This is a genomic window from Paenibacillus planticolens, assembly GCF_013141725.1.
In the GTDB taxonomy this organism is placed as follows: domain Bacteria; phylum Bacillota; class Bacilli; order Paenibacillales; family NBRC-103111; genus Paenibacillus_E; species Paenibacillus_E planticolens.
In genome coordinates, this window is sequence record NZ_WHNZ01000061.1 from 84805 (window position 1) to 102716 (window position 17912).

Below are 17912 nucleotides of genomic sequence, written 5' to 3' on the forward strand. Positions count from 1 at the left end.
AATAGTTGCCTCCATTTGCCCTTAGGATTGTAATTAATAGCTGCGTCCGAAAACGACCGTATGCTTAGCCGCATCGCCGCATACCAAACATGTTGATTTCGTTTCTGTCGGTGTGAAAGGAATATTCCGGCTTGTCGCACCTGTTTCTTGCTTCACTTGTTCTTCACAAGCATTAGAACCGCACCATCCAGCTAAAGCAAAACCTCGTTTTGTCTCTAGGAAAGTTTTGAATTCATCGATGGTATCGACGGCAATATAATGCTCATCACGGAACTGCTTTGCTTTATCATACATCTGCTGATGAATCTCAGCAAGTAAATTCTGCACTTCTTCGACAAAATTCGATTGCTGTACGGTTTTCTTTTCACCGGTTACACGGGATACCAGCACAACTTGACCATTTTCCATATCGCGTGGCCCTAATTCAACCCGGATCGGCACGCCGCGCATTTCATATTCATTAAATTTCCAGCCAGGGCTTTGGTCCGCACGATCGTCCACTTTCACTCGGACACCGGCTTTCTTAAGCTCAGCGTAGAGCTCATCCACTTTGGCAATCACTTGGTCGCGGGTTTTTGGAGGACCGATCGGAATCATAATCACCTGTGTCGGAGCCACTTTCGGCGGCAGAACCAAACCGCGGTCATCGCCATGAACCATGATGAGAGCCCCGATCAAACGAGTACTTACGCCCCATGAGGTGGTGTGCGCGAATTGATGCTGATTCTCGCGATCCAAGAATTTGATATCAAAAGCTACAGCAAAATTCGTCCCCAGGTAGTGAGAAGTGCCCGCTTGCACGGCTTTGCCATCCTTCATCATCGCCTCAATGGAGAAAGTATCGATAGCGCCCGCAAATTTCTCGGAAGGCGTCTTTTGGCCGACGATAACCGGAATAGCCAAGAAATCTTCCGCAAATTGACGGTAAACGTCCAACATTTGCATCGTTTCGCGGCGTGCGTCCGCTTCATCCTCATGAGCCGTATGACCTTCCTGCCATAGGAATTCCGTCGTGCGAAGGAAAGGCAGCGTGCGCTTCTCCCAACGAACCACGTTCGCCCATTGGTTAATCAAGAGCGGCAAATCCCGGTAAGAGTTAATCCACTCGGAGTACATATGCCCGATCATCGTTTCGGAGGTTGGACGAATCGCCAAACGCTCTTCCAGTTTTTCCCCGCCTGCTTCTGTAACCCAAGGCAATTCCGGATTAAAGCCCTCTACGTGCTCCTTTTCCTTCTGGAAGAAGCTTTCTGGGATAAATAGAGGGAAATAGGCATTGCGGTGACCGGTCTCTTTGAATTTGCTGTCCAGCTCGCGTTGAATGTTTTCCCAAATTTCATAGCCGTCCGGCTTGAACACGATACATCCGCGAACCGGCGAATAGCTCATGAGATCCGCTTTTTTGATCACATCTATGTACCAACGGGAGAAATCCTCTCCCTGTGGCGTAATCTCTTTAACAAACTGTTTATCGTTTGACATAAACCCTCCTAGATCATGAGAACTATCCCTTTATTAATCGCAAAATATCATTATACGTTACTGCCACCATGAGCAGCATGAGCAGTGCAAACCCGACAAAATGAACCATACTTTCCCGGTTCGGGTCGATCGGTTTGCCGCGGAGCGCCTCCAGCCCCATGAACAGAAGCCGGCTTCCATCCAGCGCCGGAATCGGCAGCAGGTTAAATATCCCGAGGTATAAGCTTAACGTAGCTGTCCAAGAAAGAAAAACAGCGATTCCCATTTGGGCAAATTGGGCAGAAACTTGGGCTGTTCTTACCGGTCCGCCTAAATCATCAAGTTTAAATTGCAGTGTAACGAGCTTCTGCAGCCCTGTTACAATCATCGTCGTTGTTCCAACAACTTGTTGGTAGGTACCTTTGATCACTTCATTAAAGGTAGCACTGCGCCGGTCCCCTGAAATCACAACCCCCAGCTTGCCGGAGCCAGCTTCCATCTCCGGTGTTACTTGAAGCGTCAGTGGATTTCCTGCGCGATCAATAACCCACGTCATCGGTTTGCCGGCGGATGATTGAATGGTGTTCACCAGCTTCTCACGATCATCGCCGATCGGCTGATTGTCGATGGAAATAATGATATCGCCTTTATGTAGACCCGCCTTCTCTCCGGCTTTACCCGCAAGAACGGAATCCAACTTAACATTCGTGAAGACGCCGGATATAATCACGACGATCAGGAACAGCACGATCGCTAGAAGGAAGTTCATTACCGGCCCCATCACAATGGCAAGAGCGCGTTGTCCTACCGTTTTGGAACCGAATTGCCGGTCATATGGCGCTATCTGTGTTTCAGTGCCTTTGGTGACCATGATCGCTTCGCGATCAATGGGATAGGTCACTTTCTCTCCGTCCACATCAAGAGATATTTGAAGTGTTCTTTCTAAGTCGATTTGTTCCACGACACCCAGAATCACATTGGAGCGACGGTCTAATTGATCGAGAAACAGAGAAGTGACTTCATTTTTTTTATTTAATTTAACGGCCACGGTTTGTCCAGGATTCACCTGAACAATTTCCGGATCTTCGCCTGCCATCCGAACAAAACCGCCGATGGGCAGCAAGCGAAGCGTATAGCGAGTTTCCCCTTTTTTATATGAGAAAATCTTGGGTCCAAAACCGATCGCAAACTCTCTAACTAAGATGCCTGCGCGTTTTGCAAAGTAAAAATGACCCCATTCATGAATCGTGACAAGAACGAAAAACAACAAAATAACCTTCAATCCAACTTCTATGGCTGACAAGTCGTATTTCCTCCTTCATGGACAGCATGTTCTTAGATTACCATTATTGAACCGCTGAATACAAGCTGTGCCTGTTTAGCACAGTATACGAGCCGGGGGATTGAATTAGACGTACCTGTAACCAGAGAAAAAAAGAGCCGAGCCACTCTCGCTGACTTTAGCTCCACACGTTAAAATCGAATAGACTCTGCAAAAGACCTGGCCCACGAATCCTGCTCATGAATAACATCCAGCTCGGGGTTTGAAATAGACTCATGCTTCTGTAAAGCAGCTTCGATCACTTGCTCAATTTGTAGAAACGTAATCTCGCCTTTGAGGAAACGGGCCACTGCGATTTCATTCGCAGCATTATATACCGTCGGTGTTGTTCCGCCTTGTCGGCCGCTCTCAAACGCCATTCGCAGGCACGGATACCGGCCATAATCCATCTCACGGAAATGCAGCTTGCCGATGGAAGCCAAATCAAGCCGTTTCGTCGGTGTTGCGTAGCGGTCAGGATACGTTAATGCATACTGGATAGGCACGCGCATGTCCGGGTTGCCCAGCTGAGCGATAATGCTGTTGTCAACAAATTCAACATAGGAATGAATAACGCTTTCCGGATGAATCAGGACATCGATTTGATCATAAGAAAGATTGAACAGCCAGTGAGCCTCCATCACCTCAAGCCCTTTATTCACCATCGTCGCTGAATCGATTGTAATCTTAGCGCCCATCGACCAGTTCGGATGCTGCAAGGCTTGTTCAACCGTAACTCCTTCCAACTCCTCACGTGACCGGTCACGGAAGGAACCGCCGGAAGCCGTTAACGTAATTTTGGAAACTTGCGAAGCGTTTTCACCGTTAAGACATTGAAAAATCGCCGAATGCTCGCTGTCAATTGGAAGCAAAGCCACGCCCTTCTTGCGAGTTGCAGCGGTTACGATATGTCCCGCACTGACCAGCGTTTCTTTATTGGCAAGTCCGATATGTTTGCCGGCTTCAATTGCCGCAAGTGTGGGCTTTAGTCCCTGACTGCCTACCAAAGCCGTGACAACTAAATCAGCGTCAGTTGCAGCGGCAACTTCAACAAGTCCTTCTTGGCCATATAGAACCTTCGTACTTGACGACACGTTCTTAATAACTTCGTCTGCTAGCTCCTTTGTTGCAAGAGAAACGAGTTTCGGGTTAAACTGTTTGATTTGTTCTATTAATAACTTTGTATTATAACCGCCGGATAAAGCTTCGACTTGAAATTTCTCCGGGGCATGTTGAACGATATCTAAGGTTTGCGTACCGATAGACCCTGTTGACCCTAAAATGGCAATTCGTTTCATCCTTTTCCACCTCGCCTGCGACAATTACATAGGAACAATTCCGATTAAATAAATAAATGGAAACACGATTAGCCAGCTGTCCATCCGATCCAGCACACCGCCATGCCCGGGCAGCAATGTCCCTGTATCTTTGATGCCTTTTACACGTTTGTAAGCAGACTGAATCAAATCGCCAACTTGTCCGACAACAGCGATCATGAAGCCGAGCGCCAATGCTTTGCCTATTCCAAGTAAATCCGGAGCGAACCAAGCGAATAGGAGTGCTGCAATCATGGAAATAACAACGCCGCCAATTGCCCCTTCAATTGATTTCTTAGGACTAATTTGCGGCCACAGCGGGTGTTTGCCTAGCTTGGAACCGACGAAGTAAGCGCCTGAATCCGAAGCCCATATACAAACAAAGACTAGGATTGTCCAGAACAAGCCGTGCTCTGCTAAACGCGCAGCAATCATATAATAGAAGCCAAAAGCAATATATACGACGCCTAACAAAATGACCGATACTTGATCGATCGTAATTTTATTTTTTGAAGCTACCGTAATGAATAGAAGTAAGAACATAACCAACCAAATCATCGCACTTGTAGAAATAGGCGCTGTTATCCCGGCGAATTCCCAAGGTATTGTCATATACAATAGTGCAATTAATCCAACAAAGCTTGTTAATTTATACTTCGAGTAGCCGTTCATTTGAAGATATTCCCGATATCCGAGAATCGAGAGCAATACGATTAAACCTGCGTACCAATAACCGCCCAATACTAATAACGAAATAAAAACAAGCCCAGCAACGACCCCTGTGACGATCCTTTGTTTCAAGTTGAATCCTCCTAGATGTACAACTTCAAATCCGGCAGCAATTCGTTTGACATCACCGTCCGGGAGAATAGAAGGAGCGCTTACAGTCCTCCGTATCTTCTCCCGCGGCGTTGGTATTCAGCGATAGCCTGCATAAATAAGGATTCCGTGAATTCCGGCCAATAAGCCTCAGTAAACCACAGCTCTGAGTAAGCTAATTGCCAAAGCAGAAAATTGCTAAGTCTCAACTCACCGCTCGTACGAATTAACAAATCAGGATCCGGCAAATCTGAAGTAAGCATATACGATGAAAAGCGCGCTTCATCCAACTCATCCGCCTGCAGCTTTCCGCTTTGTACGTCCCGCATCATATCCTGCACACCGGCGATTATTTCCTTGCGTCCGCCATAATTTAAGGCAAAGTTCAGAATGAGTCCTGTATTATTTTTCGTCCGTTCGATGGCTCCCTCAATCGCATTTAACGTATAGTCAGGCAAACCCTCTTTCCACCCCGTCATTCGGATGCGGACATTATTCTCGATCAGCTCTTCTATCTCCAAAGGAAAAAACTCTTGTGGAAGCTTCATCAAAAATTCGACTTCTTCCTTGGGTCTTTTCCAATTCTCTGTAGAAAAAGCGTACATCGTCAATACTTTGACACCGATCTCATTAGCTGCCATCGTAATTTTCTTTACGTTTTTCATGCCGGAATGATGTCCCGCTACACGAGGTAAACCTCTTTGTTTCGCCCAACGGCCATTTCCATCCATAATGATAGCGACATGCGCAGGCACTTTGTCTCTTTCAATTTCTGGCATAACGCCAGAAGCCGGCTGATCCTTCATTCCAAACCATTGCTTTAATCGCTTGAGCACTGTTGTTCCTCCCAACTAGGGAAAGATGAAAAACCCCCAGCGACTACCCGGGGGCATATCTATCTTATACTTCCATGATTTCTTTTTCTTTAGCAGCCAAAACTTTCTCAACTTCAGCTACGAATTTATCCGTAAACTTCTGGATATCTTCCTGATGCTTACGGGACTCATCTTCAGAGATCCCTGCTTTTTCAAGCTTTTTGATCTCATCATTGGCATCGCGGCGAATGTTGCGGATAGCAACTTTGGCCTCTTCGCCGAATTTCTTTGTCATTTTAACGAGATCCGTACGGCGTTCTTCCGTTAGAGCCGGGATGACAATACGAATAACGATACCATCGTTGGATGGCGTCAGTCCTAAATCAGATTTCATAATCGCTTTCTCGATTGAAGACATGGAGCTTTTGTCCCATGGTTGAATAAGCAAAGTACGTGAATCAGGTGTCGTTAAATTCGCCAGTTGATTCACCGGTGTCATTGCTCCGTAATATTCCACTTGAATACGATCCAATAAAGAAGGTGTAGCACGACCTGCGCGAAGCGAAGTCAAATCTCTTTTCAGTGCGCCGATGGCTTTATCCATACGGTCTTCTGCGTTCTTTTTCACTGCCTGTGGCATCGATTAGACACTCCCTTTAACTGTAGTCCCTATTTTCTCGCCAAGGACCACTCGTTTAATATTCCCTTTTTCTGTAATGTTGAACACCACCAACGGGATGTTGTTATCCATACATAGGGAAGAAGCGGTGGAGTCCATGACACCTAGATTGTTACTAATGACTTCCATATAGGTCAACGTTTCAAACTTCTTAGCTGTCGGATCTTTGAATGGATCTGCGGAGTAGACGCCGTCCACTTTATTTTTGGCCATAAGAATAACTTCCGCTTCAATTTCAGCAGCTCTTAAAGCCGCTGTCGTATCTGTGGAGAAGTACGGATTCCCTGTGCCTGCCGCAAAAATAACAACTCTCGCCTTTTCCAAATGACGAATTGCTTTTCTACGAATATAAGGTTCGGCCACTTGCTGCATCGTAATGGAGGACTGTACTCTTGTAGGCACATCGATATTTTCCAATGCATCCTGCAGAGCTAATGAATTCATAACAGTCGCAAGCATTCCCATGTAGTCCGCTGTCGCACGATCCATGCCTTTCTCACTGCCGGCAATTCCGCGCCAGATGTTACCGCCACCTACAACGATAGCGACTTCCACGTTTAATTCTACAACGTCTTTCACTTGTTGGGCAATGGAGGTAATGACTTCTGAATCAATGCCATACCCTTGCTGTCCAGCCAGAGCTTCGCCGCTCAACTTGAGCACTATTCTTTTGTAAAAAGGTTGACCCAATTTGTATAACCTCCGTTTCCATGCATGAACAAACTTCTTGGCTAAAAAAGAAGGAACACCAAGTGTTCCATCTTTTTGAAATAGCTATTATAGTTTAACTTGGGACATAACTTCTTCTGCAAAGTTCTCTTGTTTTTTCTCAAGGCCTTCACCAAGAGCAAAACGTACGAAACGACGAATGGAGATGTTCTCGCCGATTGTAGCGATTTTCTCGTTCAACAGTTGCTCGATTGTTTTGTCTGGATCTTTAATGAAGGACTGTTCCATCAAGCAGAACTCTTCGTAGTATTTACCGATGCGGCCTTCAACCATTTTATCAACGATTTTTTCAGGCTTGCCTTCGTTCAAAGCTTGGTTGCGAAGAATTTCTTTCTCTTTGTCCAAAGCTTCTGTCGGCACTTCTTCACGACGCACGTAAATCGGGCTTGCAGCCGCGATGTGCATAGCGATGTCTCTGCAGAAAGATTTGAATTGATCTGTTTTACCAACGAAGTCAGTTTCACAGTTAATTTCAACAAGCACGCCTACTTTACCGCCAGCATGGATGTAAGATTCAACGGCACCTTCTGTAGCAATACGTCCAGCTTTATTCGCTGCAGCAGAAAGACCTTTCTCACGAAGCAGTTCTCCTGCTTTCGTCAAATCACCATTTGCTTCTTCAAGCGCTTTTTTGCAATCCAACATTCCTGCGCCTGTTTTTTCACGTAATTCTTTCACTTGTGCTGCTGTAACTGCCATTGAAAGAAACCTCCCGTTAGTTGTTTAATATGTACTGCACTTTTTAAAAAAAGGGTGGTGACAGGCTGTTACACCTTCCAACCACCCTTTTCATGTTCCTATAAATTAAGCTGTTGTTTGTTCGCCTTGGTGTGCTTCGATAACTGCATCAGCAATTTTCGCTGTAAGCAATTTAACTGCACGAATCGCATCATCGTTACCTGGGATCACGTAGTCGATCTCGTCTGGATCACAGTTCGTATCAACGATACCAACGATTGGGATACCCAATTTACGAGCTTCTGCAACAGCAATACGCTCTTTACGTGGATCGATAATGAATAGTGCGCTAGGCAAAGATTTCATGTTTTTGATTCCGCCCAAGAATTTCTCAAGACGCTCTTTCTCTTTACGGAGAATGATAACTTCTTTCTTAGGAAGAACTTCGAATGTACCGTCCTCTTCCCATCTTTCAAGAGTTTTCAAACGGTCAATACGCTTTTGAATCGTTTGGAAGTTAGTAAGCGTTCCACCCAACCAACGTTGGTTGATGAAGAACATTCCGCAACGCTCTGCTTCTTCAGCAACGGAATCTTGCGCTTGTTTCTTAGTTCCAACGAAAAGGATTGTGCCATTATCTTCAGATACGGATTTAACAAAGTTGTATGCTTCTTCAACTTTTTTAACCGTTTTTTGTAGGTCGATAATGTAAATTCCGTTTCTTTCAGTAAAAATGTACTTGTCCATTTTCGGATTCCAACGACGTGTTTGGTGACCGAAATGTACGCCAGCTTCTAAAAGCTGTTTCATGGAGATAACTGCCATCCCCAATCCCTCCTCTAAAATGGTTTATTTGGTATCCGCCGCCTGTCGCATCTTTGCATAAAACTTACCAAAGTAAGCACCATTATGCAAATTGACTGGCGTGAGTTTTTAACACCGTGAATAAATATACCACAACTCAAATCCCTATGCAACCTTTTGTCGAGATCGACATTAAGCTCTATAACGGGATGTCCGGAAGCGAAAAAAATAAAAATAGACCTTTGGGAAAAGATCCATTTGAGCGCCTATTTATTGGGCTGTTATTAAATTGGTTACGACTTGTTGCATATCTACTTGGCCTTCAAAAACATGAAAACCAACTTGCAGCTTGGTGTTACCGCCTTGCTTCTGAAGCTCTGTTGCGAACGCCTTACGGTCGGTGATCAGTCCGGATTTCACGAGCAGCTCGGCGACGGCCGTTGCGTCAAGATTGGGCTGAACATAAATAACCGTTCTATTTACGGTTTCAACTTTAGGCGGTTCTTGCGCCTTTGCTGCAGCCAGCTTGTCCGTTTCTTCTTTCACCTTTTTTTGAACGGCGGCATCCAATTCTGTCTGCGTATACACCTTCGCGTTTTTATCGAAAACTTGATAATACTTGGCGGCTTCCTCTTTCAATTTGGTCGGATCCATTTCTTCGAGAGCTAAGCTGGATGGACCGGGGGCGCTTGCCCGGACTGACATAAGTTGAAGCAGCAGAGCCCCAACAATGATGCCAGTTCCGATTCCTAACATATATGAACGATTTTTAAACACGGGTCCGCTCCTCCTGTCGGGAAAGCTGGAGGATCAAACTGACCTCACCTTTATTCATCCCTAGTTTCTTAGCGATCGCTTCCACACCTTTTCCTTGATCATGCAAAGAAAAAAGCTCGGCATATCTGCTTTTCATACTCAATCCCGAATACACTTGCTCTTTGGCGGCGGTTGGCTCGACAGCTGTAGCAGGGTCCAAGGAAGGGGACGCAGCCGCGGCAACTTGGTGACCAAACGCTTGATTAATAGAAGCAATAGAAGCGGCATTCACTTGTTCATTAACATGTACTTTCGTTAACTCTTGTGAAAGCTCCTGTTTTTGCTTTTCCAAAGTTTCCAGCCTGTTTGCCAGCTTGGCAAGCTCAACTTCGTAATCTTGCTTCGTCTTCGAAAACAAGTCCAGCAGCGATTGATTCTGCTCGTCCATTTCCGCTGCAAAGTGCTCTATCGTTTCCTCAATCTCCTGAACAACATTCAGCTTCCCGGAGGCTGTTTCTTGTTCCTTCGGCAGAAATCGCGCGTAGACAATCAAGACCAAGCCTAAAAGTACGACATACATCCACGGCTGCATGGCCACCTGTGTTCACCTTTTTCTATTAATGAGATAATGCTTTATAAAGATAGATCTATATGATGCCCTTTGTATGGGTGATTCGGCAGATGATCAGGTTCAGATGAGCTTGAGGGCGACAGTTTTCCGCCTTTGGATTTCCGTTCAGACATTTGCTGCTTCTGCCCGCCATGATCTTTGATATCCGCACGCGCGCTTTCTTCAAGCTTACTGCTGCGGTGCCGATCCTTCTCTGTGGATTGAGCCGCTTGATTCTCTAAGATCGTTTCATCCTGACGCGGTTTCTGCATCAGTTGATTCTGCCGAATCCCTGCCTCATCGTTCTTGTGAACAGCGAACTGTAAATCGATGGCCTTCAAACTCATCGCTTACCCTCTCCTTCACTACACAGTGGCGCTCATCGAAATATCACCGTCGACTAGACGGAATGTCATACGGTTTGTTGGATCTTTGATGAATTTGGTATAACGGCCAATGACGATTTTGGTTCCCCCATATATGGTGGACAAAACTTCGATTTTCGCCTTTTCAGAGTCTTCTAACGATTTTTCAATCTCAAGAATACGTTCCTTAATCGTATTTTGCTCTTCGATGCTTTGTTTTCTCGTATGATTCAGCTTAACGCGCATCGCTACTTTATCCGGGGTAAGTTGTCCCGCAGCGGCTAATGAATCCAGCAGCGTGAGCGCTTTATCTGTCTTATCCATATTTTCCATATAGACTCTGAGCTGATTCCGCAAATGGATCATTTCATTACGGAGTTCTGGCAGCACACCTACTTCAATTACGGTTGCCGTTGACATCGAATTCCCGATCGTACGTGCGGTTACACGCTCCCCAGCTTGGATGATGCCTCCGACAATGAGACCTTTCGCACCGTTGCAGTTAACTGCTTTTCCCGCTCTAATCGTGGAATGCATGATACTTTGTGAGACTCTTAATTCACCGGAGACTTCAACAGTAGCATCCTGAATAAAAGAGCTTTTCACATTTTTGCCGGCCTTGACGTGTGCTTTATTTTGGCCGACGATGCCGGCATTAATTTCGATTGAACCTTCCGCTTCAAGTTCTGCGGCTTCTACGCCGCCTGTCACACGAATATCGCCCGCAGCACGAATTTTAAATCCGGGCAAAACATTTCCACGAACAACGACAGTTCCGATAAAATCGATATTTCCAATATTATAATCTACATTTCCATTTACTTCGTAAACGGGAAACACATTTATCTTATCGCGGTCTGTTCGAACAACCATCCCGTCAATCAAAGAATAAAGCCCCATTTGTTCAGCGTCTGCAATGACATTCTTACCTATTTTGAAACGCGCCTCTTTCCCTGCTTTCGTAAAAATCGTCTCACCGGTTACCGCGCGTCCGGGAGTGCCTTCGGTAGCCAAATAGCGCTGACCGATCAGTTGTCCTTTTTTTACATTATGTAGGGAAACCACTTCTTTATAATTTACCCTGCCGTCGTCCAGCTCTAGAGGTTTTTTATCATTTTCATCAAAATCAAAAATATAAGTAATATAGCCGTTTGCACCTGGCTCTGCCTTCGTCCCTTCGGCAATAACCAGTTTTTGATTATAAAAAGGCTTCGGATTACCTGCGATTTGAGCAAGCAGCTGGCGATTCAAACCATGAACGATGTGATTTTTCTGAGCTAACTCTTCCAATTGAGCGTTGGTTACTTTAAAGCTATCATCTATGTTGCTAATTAACAAATATGCTGACAGTTTATCATCTGAGATGGAAATATTGATATAATAATCTAAAGGCATGTTCCTCTCAAGCATGGAATCCCACCCTTCAACTTCACCAATTTATTTTAGATATCTTGAAATAACTGATTCTTAAGACGGCTAAGCACGCCTTTCAAACGAAGAATCGCTTTGGAATGCAGCTGCGAAATACGCGAAGGAGATAAGCTCATAACCTCTGCGATCTCACTCAAAGATAGCTCTTCGAAATAAAACAACGAAACCACAGTGCGTTCTTTCTCGGTCAAACGCTCGATCGCTTTTGCAAGTGAATCTTTCAAAAAGAACTCATTCACCTGAAACTCCGGGTTTTTGGCCTTTTCATCGACAAGCAGCGAAAGCCGCGTTTCCGAATCTTCCTCCCGGATAGGATCATCAATGGAGCACACCGTCGTAATGGAAATATCCTGAAGCATTTGCTGAAAATCCTGCTCGGATACCTGCAAATAGTCGCTGATCTCGGCATCCGTAACGGAACGCAGATACTGTTGTTCAAGCTTTTGATAAGCATCTTCAACCTTTTTGGCCTTTTCCCTCACGGAACGTGGAACCCAATCTCCTTGTCTTAGCCCATCGATGATAGAGCCGCGGATGCGCCATGAAGCATAGGTTTCAAATTGCAGACCTCGGGCATAGTCAAATTTCTCAACGGCATCAATAAGACCCATCACGCCATAGCTGGACAGGTCCTCTTTCGAAACACTTTTGGGCAGTCCAATGGCAAGACGACCGGAAACATAATCGACTAAAGGCAAGTAACTCTCAATCAGTGCCTGTTTAGCGGGAATCCAGCCGTGCTCCTTCCACTGCATCCATAAGTCGTAATTCGCTAGTTGCGATTGCTTTTGTTCGATCATGATTTACGTTTCACCATCCTTAGTCTTCAGACATTCGCCTTAAGGCACCCGCCAGTTGTTCAGGGTCCAGATTATTCTTGGTGACTAGCTTAGGTGGATTCAATGGTGAAAATTGCATCTCGGCTGATGGCGCCGTACCGGTATTGCCTAAGTTTGCTTTCAACAACTCGCGCGTTTCCGCGTCTTCGTCCGGTGTCGTCATATCTAACGTTTGACCTACGGATGAATTTGAATCCGAATCTCCAAGTTGTGCTCCACCTGCCGCGTGTTCAGCCCCAATCATTAGACCTAGCACCCATCGAAAGCCAAACGTAAGAACAAATAAAATGAGAAAGCTATATACGCCTTTGAGACAGGAAGTTAGAAACAAATTATTGCCAATTGATAAGCCAAAAGTAAATATACAAGCCAAACCTGCTACAATGACATTAATTCGAATAGTTCCGATCATCATTAAATTTCCTTCACTCCTAATTGCACGCTTCGAATAACCAGAATGCCGGTTTCGCTATTAAATTCTATCGTTCGACCGTAATTAGCTCCTGTATCCTCTGCACGAATTGGAATTTTGTATGTATTCAACATTTCTTTACAAGATTCAACATTTCTTGGACCAATTCTCATCGTATCATTATTTCCTGCAAAAGCAAACATTTGAGCTCCGCCAGCCAGCTTAGCCTCAAGCCTGCTAACGGCAGCTCCTAGTTTCTCCATTCGGGAAATTAGCTCAGGGATCGCAGTATCCGCGTATTTCGCAATGTTTAAGGATCCTTCACGGGCAATTTCAGAAGAAGGGAGCATGACATGCGCCATTCCGGCTACTTTAACTCGGCTATCATAAAGGGTAACACCCACACATGAACCTAACCCCGTCGTTTTCAATACACCTGTCAGGTGAGCAACATTCAGGTCAGCCATGCCAACTTTAATCAAATTTTCCTGCGTCATGAAGACTCTACTCCTAATGCCGAAAATATTTTGCCAAACGATTCCGGATCAGGAATTAGGAAGAAATGTCCTTGTACTTCATTATCCCCTTCCAAAAATTTGGTATCGATGAGCAGCGCTTGATCACCCATTTGACCAAATTGCAATAAACCATAGCTTAAAATAGCGCCTGCCATATCAATCGCCAGTGCTGGAACAGTCGGCTGCATGTTCAAGTTTGTGAAATCAGCAAGAGAAGACAAATACGAGCCGGCAAGAATGTTGCCAATTTCGTTTAAAGCGGATAACTCTAACTCCGAGTATTCTTCTTGGTCTTCAATTTTTATCCCAATCAGATCCCTCAGCATATTTTTGGCGGCATCTAAGTTGAGAATAAAAAACATATTTCCAGGAGCGTCTCCATCTACCCGTAAGAAAATAGCCAGAACAACCGTTTCGGCTCCGCCGACACTCTCACAAATTTCTTCAAAAGGCAGCATTCTTACCTTGGGTACAAGCATGTCAATCGGTTTATCTAATAGGGTAGACAGGGCGGTAGCAGCATGCCCCGCGCCTATATTACCAACCTCTTTGAGAACATCCATTTGAAAATCTGCCAACTGATTAAAAACGTCCACAAGCTAGTCCTCTAATCTTTCTAACTGTTGAATTTCGTTGCGGTCAAGAACCTGCTCTAGATTAAGCAGAACAAGCAAACGTTCCTCACCGATACGCGCAATGCCATCCAGGTATTTCGCTTTGATCCCGCCGACAATTTCCGGTGGATTGTCAATATTGTCAGTATCCAGATCAATAACATCATTCGCTGAATCTACGATTAAGCCAACTTCAAATTCACCGGCAGACACGATGATGATGCGAGTAGCGTCCGTAGTAGGTTTCTCTTCAAGCCCGAAACGCGAGCGAAGATCGATAATAGGAATAACTACGCCGCGAAGATTGATCACGCCTTTAATAAATTCCGGTGCTTTCGGAACACGCGTCATAGGCTGCATTCTTTCAATCGTTCTGACTTTCTCGACTTCCACGCCGTACTCTTCCGTTGCAAGTGCGAAGACGATTACCTTTTTTTCTTCTCCCATTGTAATACCCTCCTTAGAATTATGTTTTATTTAATTAACGCGTTAGGGTCAATAATCAATGCCACTTGTCCGTCGCCAAGAATCGTCGCGCCTGAGATGGCAAAAAGACCTGTTAAATATTTGCCTAATGTTTTGAGAACAATTTCTTGCTGGCCAATAAATTCATCCACCATCAAAGCAACTTGCTTGTCCCCTTTGCGAACGACGACAATCTCGGTTTCTTCTTCAAGATCCTCGTTGAAATCCGGCACGCCAAACAACGTGCTTAAGGAGACCAAAGGAATAACGGACTTGCGGTAATCGATCATTTTGTTGCCATGGATGCTGCGAATTTGCTGCTTCTGGATCGCTGAAGTTTCCACGATGGAGGATAACGGAATCGCGTATTTCTCACTGCCCAGACGTACTAGCATCGCAGAAATAATAGAGAGCGTAAGCGGCAGTTGAACTGAAAACTTGCTTCCTACGCCAGGCTTCGAGTCAACTTGAACATGTCCGCCTAACATTTGAATTTTCGTTTTCACGACATCGAGACCTACACCGCGCCCGGAGATATCTGAAATTTTCTCTGCCGTACTGAAGCCTGAAGCGAACAATAGGTTGTAAACTTCTTTATCGGTCAGCTTTGCAGCTTGTTCGGCAGTAACTAGGCCATTTTTAAGCGCAGTCTTCAATACTTTTTCTCTATAAATACCTCGGCCATCTTCTTCGATTTCAATAAATACATGATTGCCGCTATGGAATGCGCGAAGCTGAATCGTTCCATGTTCGCTTTTGCCTGCAGCCACACGGTCGCTGATCGATTCAATGCCATGATCCACAGCATTACGAAGCAAATGGACTAGCGGGTCGCCAATTTCATCTATGACGGTGCGGTCTAATTCGGTGTCCGCTCCGGTGATGATCAAATCTACTTTCTTATCAAGCGATTTGGCCAAATCTCTGATCATGCGCGGGAACCGGTTGAAAACGGAATCCACAGGCACCATGCGCAGCTTCAAAACAATATTTTGCAAGTCGCTGCTCACTCTGGACATGTGCTCAACGGTTTCCGTTAAATCGTTGCGCTTGACTTCGCTAGCTAACTGCTCTAAACGCACGCGGTCAATCAGCAATTCACTAAAAAGATTCATTAGCGCGTCCAGCCGCTCAATATCAACGCGAATCGTCCGGCTTGCTACCGGCGCTCCGCCAGCAGCCGGCTTAGGTGCCGCAGCAGGTTCCGCTGCTTTTGGCGCGCTTACCGCTGCAGCGGCAGGAGCTGGCGCTTCAACCGCAGCAATCGCAGCAGCGATTTCTTGTCTGGCAGCCTCAACTTCACTGCGTGGACGGGATAATTCGGCCAATGACTCTGAATCCACCGTAATAATGACAGCTGATTCAATTTCGGAAACATTTAAAATCTCTTTTTCCAGCGATGCTTGATCCACTTTGGAAATGAAGTAGAGCGAGAACGAGCGATCGAATTTCTCCTGCTCGATTTCTTGCACGGACGGAGTCGCTTTGACGATCTCGCCCATTCTCTCCAAGGCATCGAAAACCATATAGGCGCGTGCGGCTTTCAGCACACAATTCTCATTCACGTTAACTTCAATGTAAAAAACAAGGAAGCCCGCCTCAATGGATTGTTGAAGGATCGAAAATTGAAATTCATCTACTTCGATGCCTTTCACCGGCTCCTTAACCGCAGTCACGGCTGCCGTTTGAGCTGTTTTGTATTCACCGGTCACAATAGACCGAAGAGAGACGACAATCGGGGAAACGTCAGCCTTCCCGGTGCCCCCTTGAATAATGTCTTCAACCATAGATTCTAAAGAATCCAAGCTTTTAAAAATACAATCGAAAATAAAGGAGTTCATTTCGATTTTACTGTTCCGAACCATATCCAGAACGTTTTCCATCTCATGCGTCAGGGATGCGATATCCTCGAACCCCATGGTTGCGGACATCCCCTTCAACGTATGTGCAGAACGAAAAATATTATGTACAATGCTAATATCTTGAGGGTTGCTTTCCAAACTTAGTAAGTTCTCATTCAAAGCTTGCAAGTGCTCTTTCGACTCATCGATAAACATGGATAAATATTGACTAAGTTCCAAAACCACACACCTCCAATAGAATCTCTTAAGTAACTTGCTTGCATCATTCGATCAATTAAGGAAGTACACATTGCGCTAAGCGAGCAGCAATATTATGCTGAGGCAGCACATGCATGGCAGCCTGCATCTCAACGGCAGCTCTCGGCATCCCGTAAACAACACAAGTTTCTTCAGACTCGGCAATGGTCGTCTGTATACCGGATTGCCTTAAAGAAAGCATACCTCTGGCTCCATCGCTCCCCATGCCCGTCATTAAGACAACGTGTCTCTTCAACTCACTCAGACAAAGCAAGGACTCAAACATGACATCCACAGAGGGGCGGTGGCCGGAACGCGGCTCGTCTTTGGTCAATCTAATTTTGTACGTTCTGTTTGCCTCTTTATGTACAATCATATGCCAGCCTCCCGGCGCTACATAAGCGGTTGCCGTTTTGAGCACGTCCCCCTCTGCTGCCTCGACAACTTGAATCTGAGAGACGTCATTCAAACGCTGCGCCAAAGACTTCGTGAAATTGGGCGGCATATGCTGAACAATTAGGATAGGAGCCGGAAAGCCTGCTGGGATATTCGAGATTACCTGGTGCAGAGCTCGCGGTCCTCCAGTAGAAGTCCCGATTCCAACAAGATGATCAAAATGCATCGAGCCTTCCGTTATCGTCTTCGGCACATCAGGCTGTCTGAAGAGGCCCGTTTTATTTCTCGCAAGCGGCGCTTGATTCCTTTTCGTTAACAACGGTGGCTGCCCAATGGGTTGGAATGATCTCAGCTTGGTTCGAACAGCCATTTGCAGTTTCTCATGTAGAAGCTGCTTTACTTTATATAAGTCCAAAGAAATGGAACCTGATGGCTTTCGAATAAAGTCGACAGCACCCCATTCGAGCGCTTTAATTGTTTCAGCTGCCCCTGCCTCGGTTAAGGAACTGAGCATAATTACCGGCGTTGGCTGCTCAGCCATAATGCGCTGCAGGGCATCCAAACCGTTCATCACGGGCATTTCTACATCCATCGTTACGGCATCCGGTCGCAGAAGCTTCACTTGTTCAATGGCTTCTTGACCGTTTTTAGCCGTTCCTATGATGTTATACTGCGGATTTTCTGAAATCAGATCGCTTATTATTCTTCGCATAAAGACGGAGTCGTCTACAACTAGTATGTTATATTGTGCCATGCTGTTTCCCTCCCTTTATGTCCTAATTCGA

At 45.5% G+C, this 17912-nt stretch carries 20 protein-coding genes; all 20 read right to left on the minus strand.

Translation table 11 applies throughout. From position 1 onward, the window contains the following. Positions 1-33: 33 nt before the first annotated feature. The 20 genes from proS to GC097_RS24775 all read right to left on the minus strand — a co-directional run bounded on the left by proS (position 34) and on the right by GC097_RS24775 (position 17881). Positions 34-1482 carry a proline--tRNA ligase gene (proS, locus tag GC097_RS24680; protein ID WP_171685960.1) on the minus strand — a complete coding sequence of 483 codons (1449 nt, stop codon included), beginning with the start codon at positions 1480-1482 and terminating at the stop codon, positions 34-36. A gap of 22 nt (positions 1483-1504) precedes the next feature. Continuing rightward, positions 1505-2764 (minus strand): RIP metalloprotease RseP, encoded by a 1260-nt coding sequence (gene rseP / locus GC097_RS24685; protein WP_171685961.1) that lies wholly within the window; start codon positions 2762-2764, stop codon positions 1505-1507. A gap of 170 nt (positions 2765-2934) precedes the next feature. Next, a complete protein-coding gene (locus GC097_RS24690; protein WP_171685962.1) occupies positions 2935-4080 on the minus strand; it encodes a 1-deoxy-D-xylulose-5-phosphate reductoisomerase in 1146 nt (381 codons plus the stop codon). Between the two features lie 24 nt (positions 4081-4104). Further along, positions 4105-4899 (minus strand): phosphatidate cytidylyltransferase, encoded by a 795-nt coding sequence (locus GC097_RS24695; RefSeq protein WP_171685963.1) that lies wholly within the window; start codon positions 4897-4899, stop codon positions 4105-4107. An 80-nt stretch (positions 4900-4979) separates the two neighbouring features. Next, on the minus strand, positions 4980-5723 hold the full coding sequence (uppS, locus tag GC097_RS24700; protein WP_171686364.1) for an undecaprenyl pyrophosphate synthase: 744 nt from the start codon (positions 5721-5723) through the stop codon (positions 4980-4982). A 94-nt stretch (positions 5724-5817) separates the two neighbouring features. Continuing rightward, the gene (gene frr / locus GC097_RS24705; protein WP_157321196.1) at positions 5818-6372 is read right to left on the minus strand and encodes a ribosome recycling factor; all 555 of its coding nucleotides are present in this window, start codon (positions 6370-6372) and stop codon (positions 5818-5820) included. Between the two features lie 3 nt (positions 6373-6375). Then, positions 6376-7101 (minus strand): UMP kinase, encoded by a 726-nt coding sequence (gene pyrH, locus GC097_RS24710; protein WP_127451020.1) that lies wholly within the window; start codon positions 7099-7101, stop codon positions 6376-6378. An 87-nt stretch (positions 7102-7188) separates the two neighbouring features. Continuing rightward, a complete protein-coding gene (tsf, locus tag GC097_RS24715; protein ID WP_171685964.1) occupies positions 7189-7839 on the minus strand; it encodes a translation elongation factor Ts in 651 nt (216 codons plus the stop codon). A 105-nt stretch (positions 7840-7944) separates the two neighbouring features. Beyond that, positions 7945-8643 carry a 30S ribosomal protein S2 gene (rpsB, locus tag GC097_RS24720; protein ID WP_171685965.1) on the minus strand — a complete coding sequence of 233 codons (699 nt, stop codon included), beginning with the start codon at positions 8641-8643 and terminating at the stop codon, positions 7945-7947. Positions 8644-8892: 249 nt separating this feature from the next. Beyond that, the gene (locus tag GC097_RS24725; RefSeq protein ID WP_171685966.1) at positions 8893-9399 is read right to left on the minus strand and encodes a hypothetical protein; all 507 of its coding nucleotides are present in this window, start codon (positions 9397-9399) and stop codon (positions 8893-8895) included. Continuing rightward, positions 9392-9970, minus strand: coding sequence for a hypothetical protein (locus tag GC097_RS24730; RefSeq protein WP_246294441.1), 579 nt, complete (start codon positions 9968-9970; stop codon positions 9392-9394). The genes GC097_RS24725 and GC097_RS24730 overlap by 8 nt, the downstream gene beginning before the upstream one ends. A gap of 41 nt (positions 9971-10011) precedes the next feature. Further along, a complete protein-coding gene (locus GC097_RS24735) occupies positions 10012-10335 on the minus strand; it encodes a hypothetical protein (protein WP_171685967.1) in 324 nt (107 codons plus the stop codon). An 18-nt stretch (positions 10336-10353) separates the two neighbouring features. After that, entirely contained in the window at positions 10354-11763 is a 1410-nt protein-coding gene (locus tag GC097_RS24740) for a flagellar assembly protein A (RefSeq protein ID WP_171685968.1), read from the minus strand. 32 nt (positions 11764-11795) lie between these two features. Next, on the minus strand, positions 11796-12584 hold the full coding sequence (locus GC097_RS24745; protein ID WP_171685969.1) for a FliA/WhiG family RNA polymerase sigma factor: 789 nt from the start codon (positions 12582-12584) through the stop codon (positions 11796-11798). A 19-nt stretch (positions 12585-12603) separates the two neighbouring features. After that, positions 12604-13038, minus strand: coding sequence for a hypothetical protein (locus GC097_RS24750; protein ID WP_171685970.1), 435 nt, complete (start codon positions 13036-13038; stop codon positions 12604-12606). Continuing rightward, positions 13038-13532, minus strand: coding sequence for a chemotaxis protein CheD (locus tag GC097_RS24755; RefSeq protein WP_171685971.1), 495 nt, complete (start codon positions 13530-13532; stop codon positions 13038-13040). The genes GC097_RS24750 and GC097_RS24755 overlap by 1 nt, the downstream gene beginning before the upstream one ends. Further along, complete coding sequence (locus GC097_RS24760; protein ID WP_171685972.1) at positions 13529-14149, minus strand: chemotaxis protein CheC; 621 nt, start codon at positions 14147-14149, stop codon at positions 13529-13531. The genes GC097_RS24755 and GC097_RS24760 overlap by 4 nt, the downstream gene beginning before the upstream one ends. 3 nt (positions 14150-14152) lie before the next feature. Then, positions 14153-14614, minus strand: coding sequence for a chemotaxis protein CheW (locus GC097_RS24765; protein ID WP_171685973.1), 462 nt, complete (start codon positions 14612-14614; stop codon positions 14153-14155). A 26-nt stretch (positions 14615-14640) separates the two neighbouring features. Then, positions 14641-16713, minus strand: a complete 2073-nt coding sequence (locus GC097_RS24770; RefSeq protein ID WP_171685974.1) for a chemotaxis protein CheA — start codon at positions 16711-16713, stop codon at positions 14641-14643. 55 nt (positions 16714-16768) lie between these two features. Then, the gene (locus GC097_RS24775) at positions 16769-17881 is read right to left on the minus strand and encodes a protein-glutamate methylesterase/protein-glutamine glutaminase (protein ID WP_171685975.1); all 1113 of its coding nucleotides are present in this window, start codon (positions 17879-17881) and stop codon (positions 16769-16771) included. Positions 17882-17912: the final 31 nt, after the last annotated feature.

Coding starts and splice junctions, on each gene's coding strand:
- proS (WP_171685960.1), bottom strand. CDS start 1,482: ATGTCAAACGATAAACAGTTTGTTAAAGAGATTACGCCACAGGGAGAG.
- GC097_RS24690 (WP_171685962.1), bottom strand. CDS start 4,080: ATGAAACGAATTGCCATTTTAGGGTCAACAGGGTCTATCGGTACGCAA.
- uppS (WP_171686364.1), bottom strand. CDS start 5,723: ATGAAGGATCAGCCGGCTTCTGGCGTTATGCCAGAAATTGAAAGAGAC.
- frr (WP_157321196.1), bottom strand. CDS start 6,372: ATGCCACAGGCAGTGAAAAAGAACGCAGAAGACCGTATGGATAAAGCC.
- tsf (WP_171685964.1), bottom strand. CDS start 7,839: ATGGCAGTTACAGCAGCACAAGTGAAAGAATTACGTGAAAAAACAGGC.
- rpsB (WP_171685965.1), bottom strand. CDS start 8,643: ATGGCAGTTATCTCCATGAAACAGCTTTTAGAAGCTGGCGTACATTTC.
- GC097_RS24730 (WP_246294441.1), bottom strand. CDS start 9,970: ATGCAGCCGTGGATGTATGTCGTACTTTTAGGCTTGGTCTTGATTGTC.
- GC097_RS24735 (WP_171685967.1), bottom strand. CDS start 10,335: ATGAGTTTGAAGGCCATCGATTTACAGTTCGCTGTTCACAAGAACGAT.
- GC097_RS24740 (WP_171685968.1), bottom strand. CDS start 11,763: ATGCTTGAGAGGAACATGCCTTTAGATTATTATATCAATATTTCCATC.
- GC097_RS24745 (WP_171685969.1), bottom strand. CDS start 12,584: ATGATCGAACAAAAGCAATCGCAACTAGCGAATTACGACTTATGGATG.
- GC097_RS24750 (WP_171685970.1), bottom strand. CDS start 13,038: ATGATGATCGGAACTATTCGAATTAATGTCATTGTAGCAGGTTTGGCT.
- GC097_RS24755 (WP_171685971.1), bottom strand. CDS start 13,532: ATGACGCAGGAAAATTTGATTAAAGTTGGCATGGCTGACCTGAATGTT.
- GC097_RS24765 (WP_171685973.1), bottom strand. CDS start 14,614: ATGGGAGAAGAAAAAAAGGTAATCGTCTTCGCACTTGCAACGGAAGAG.
- GC097_RS24775 (WP_171685975.1), bottom strand. CDS start 17,881: ATGGCACAATATAACATACTAGTTGTAGACGACTCCGTCTTTATGCGA.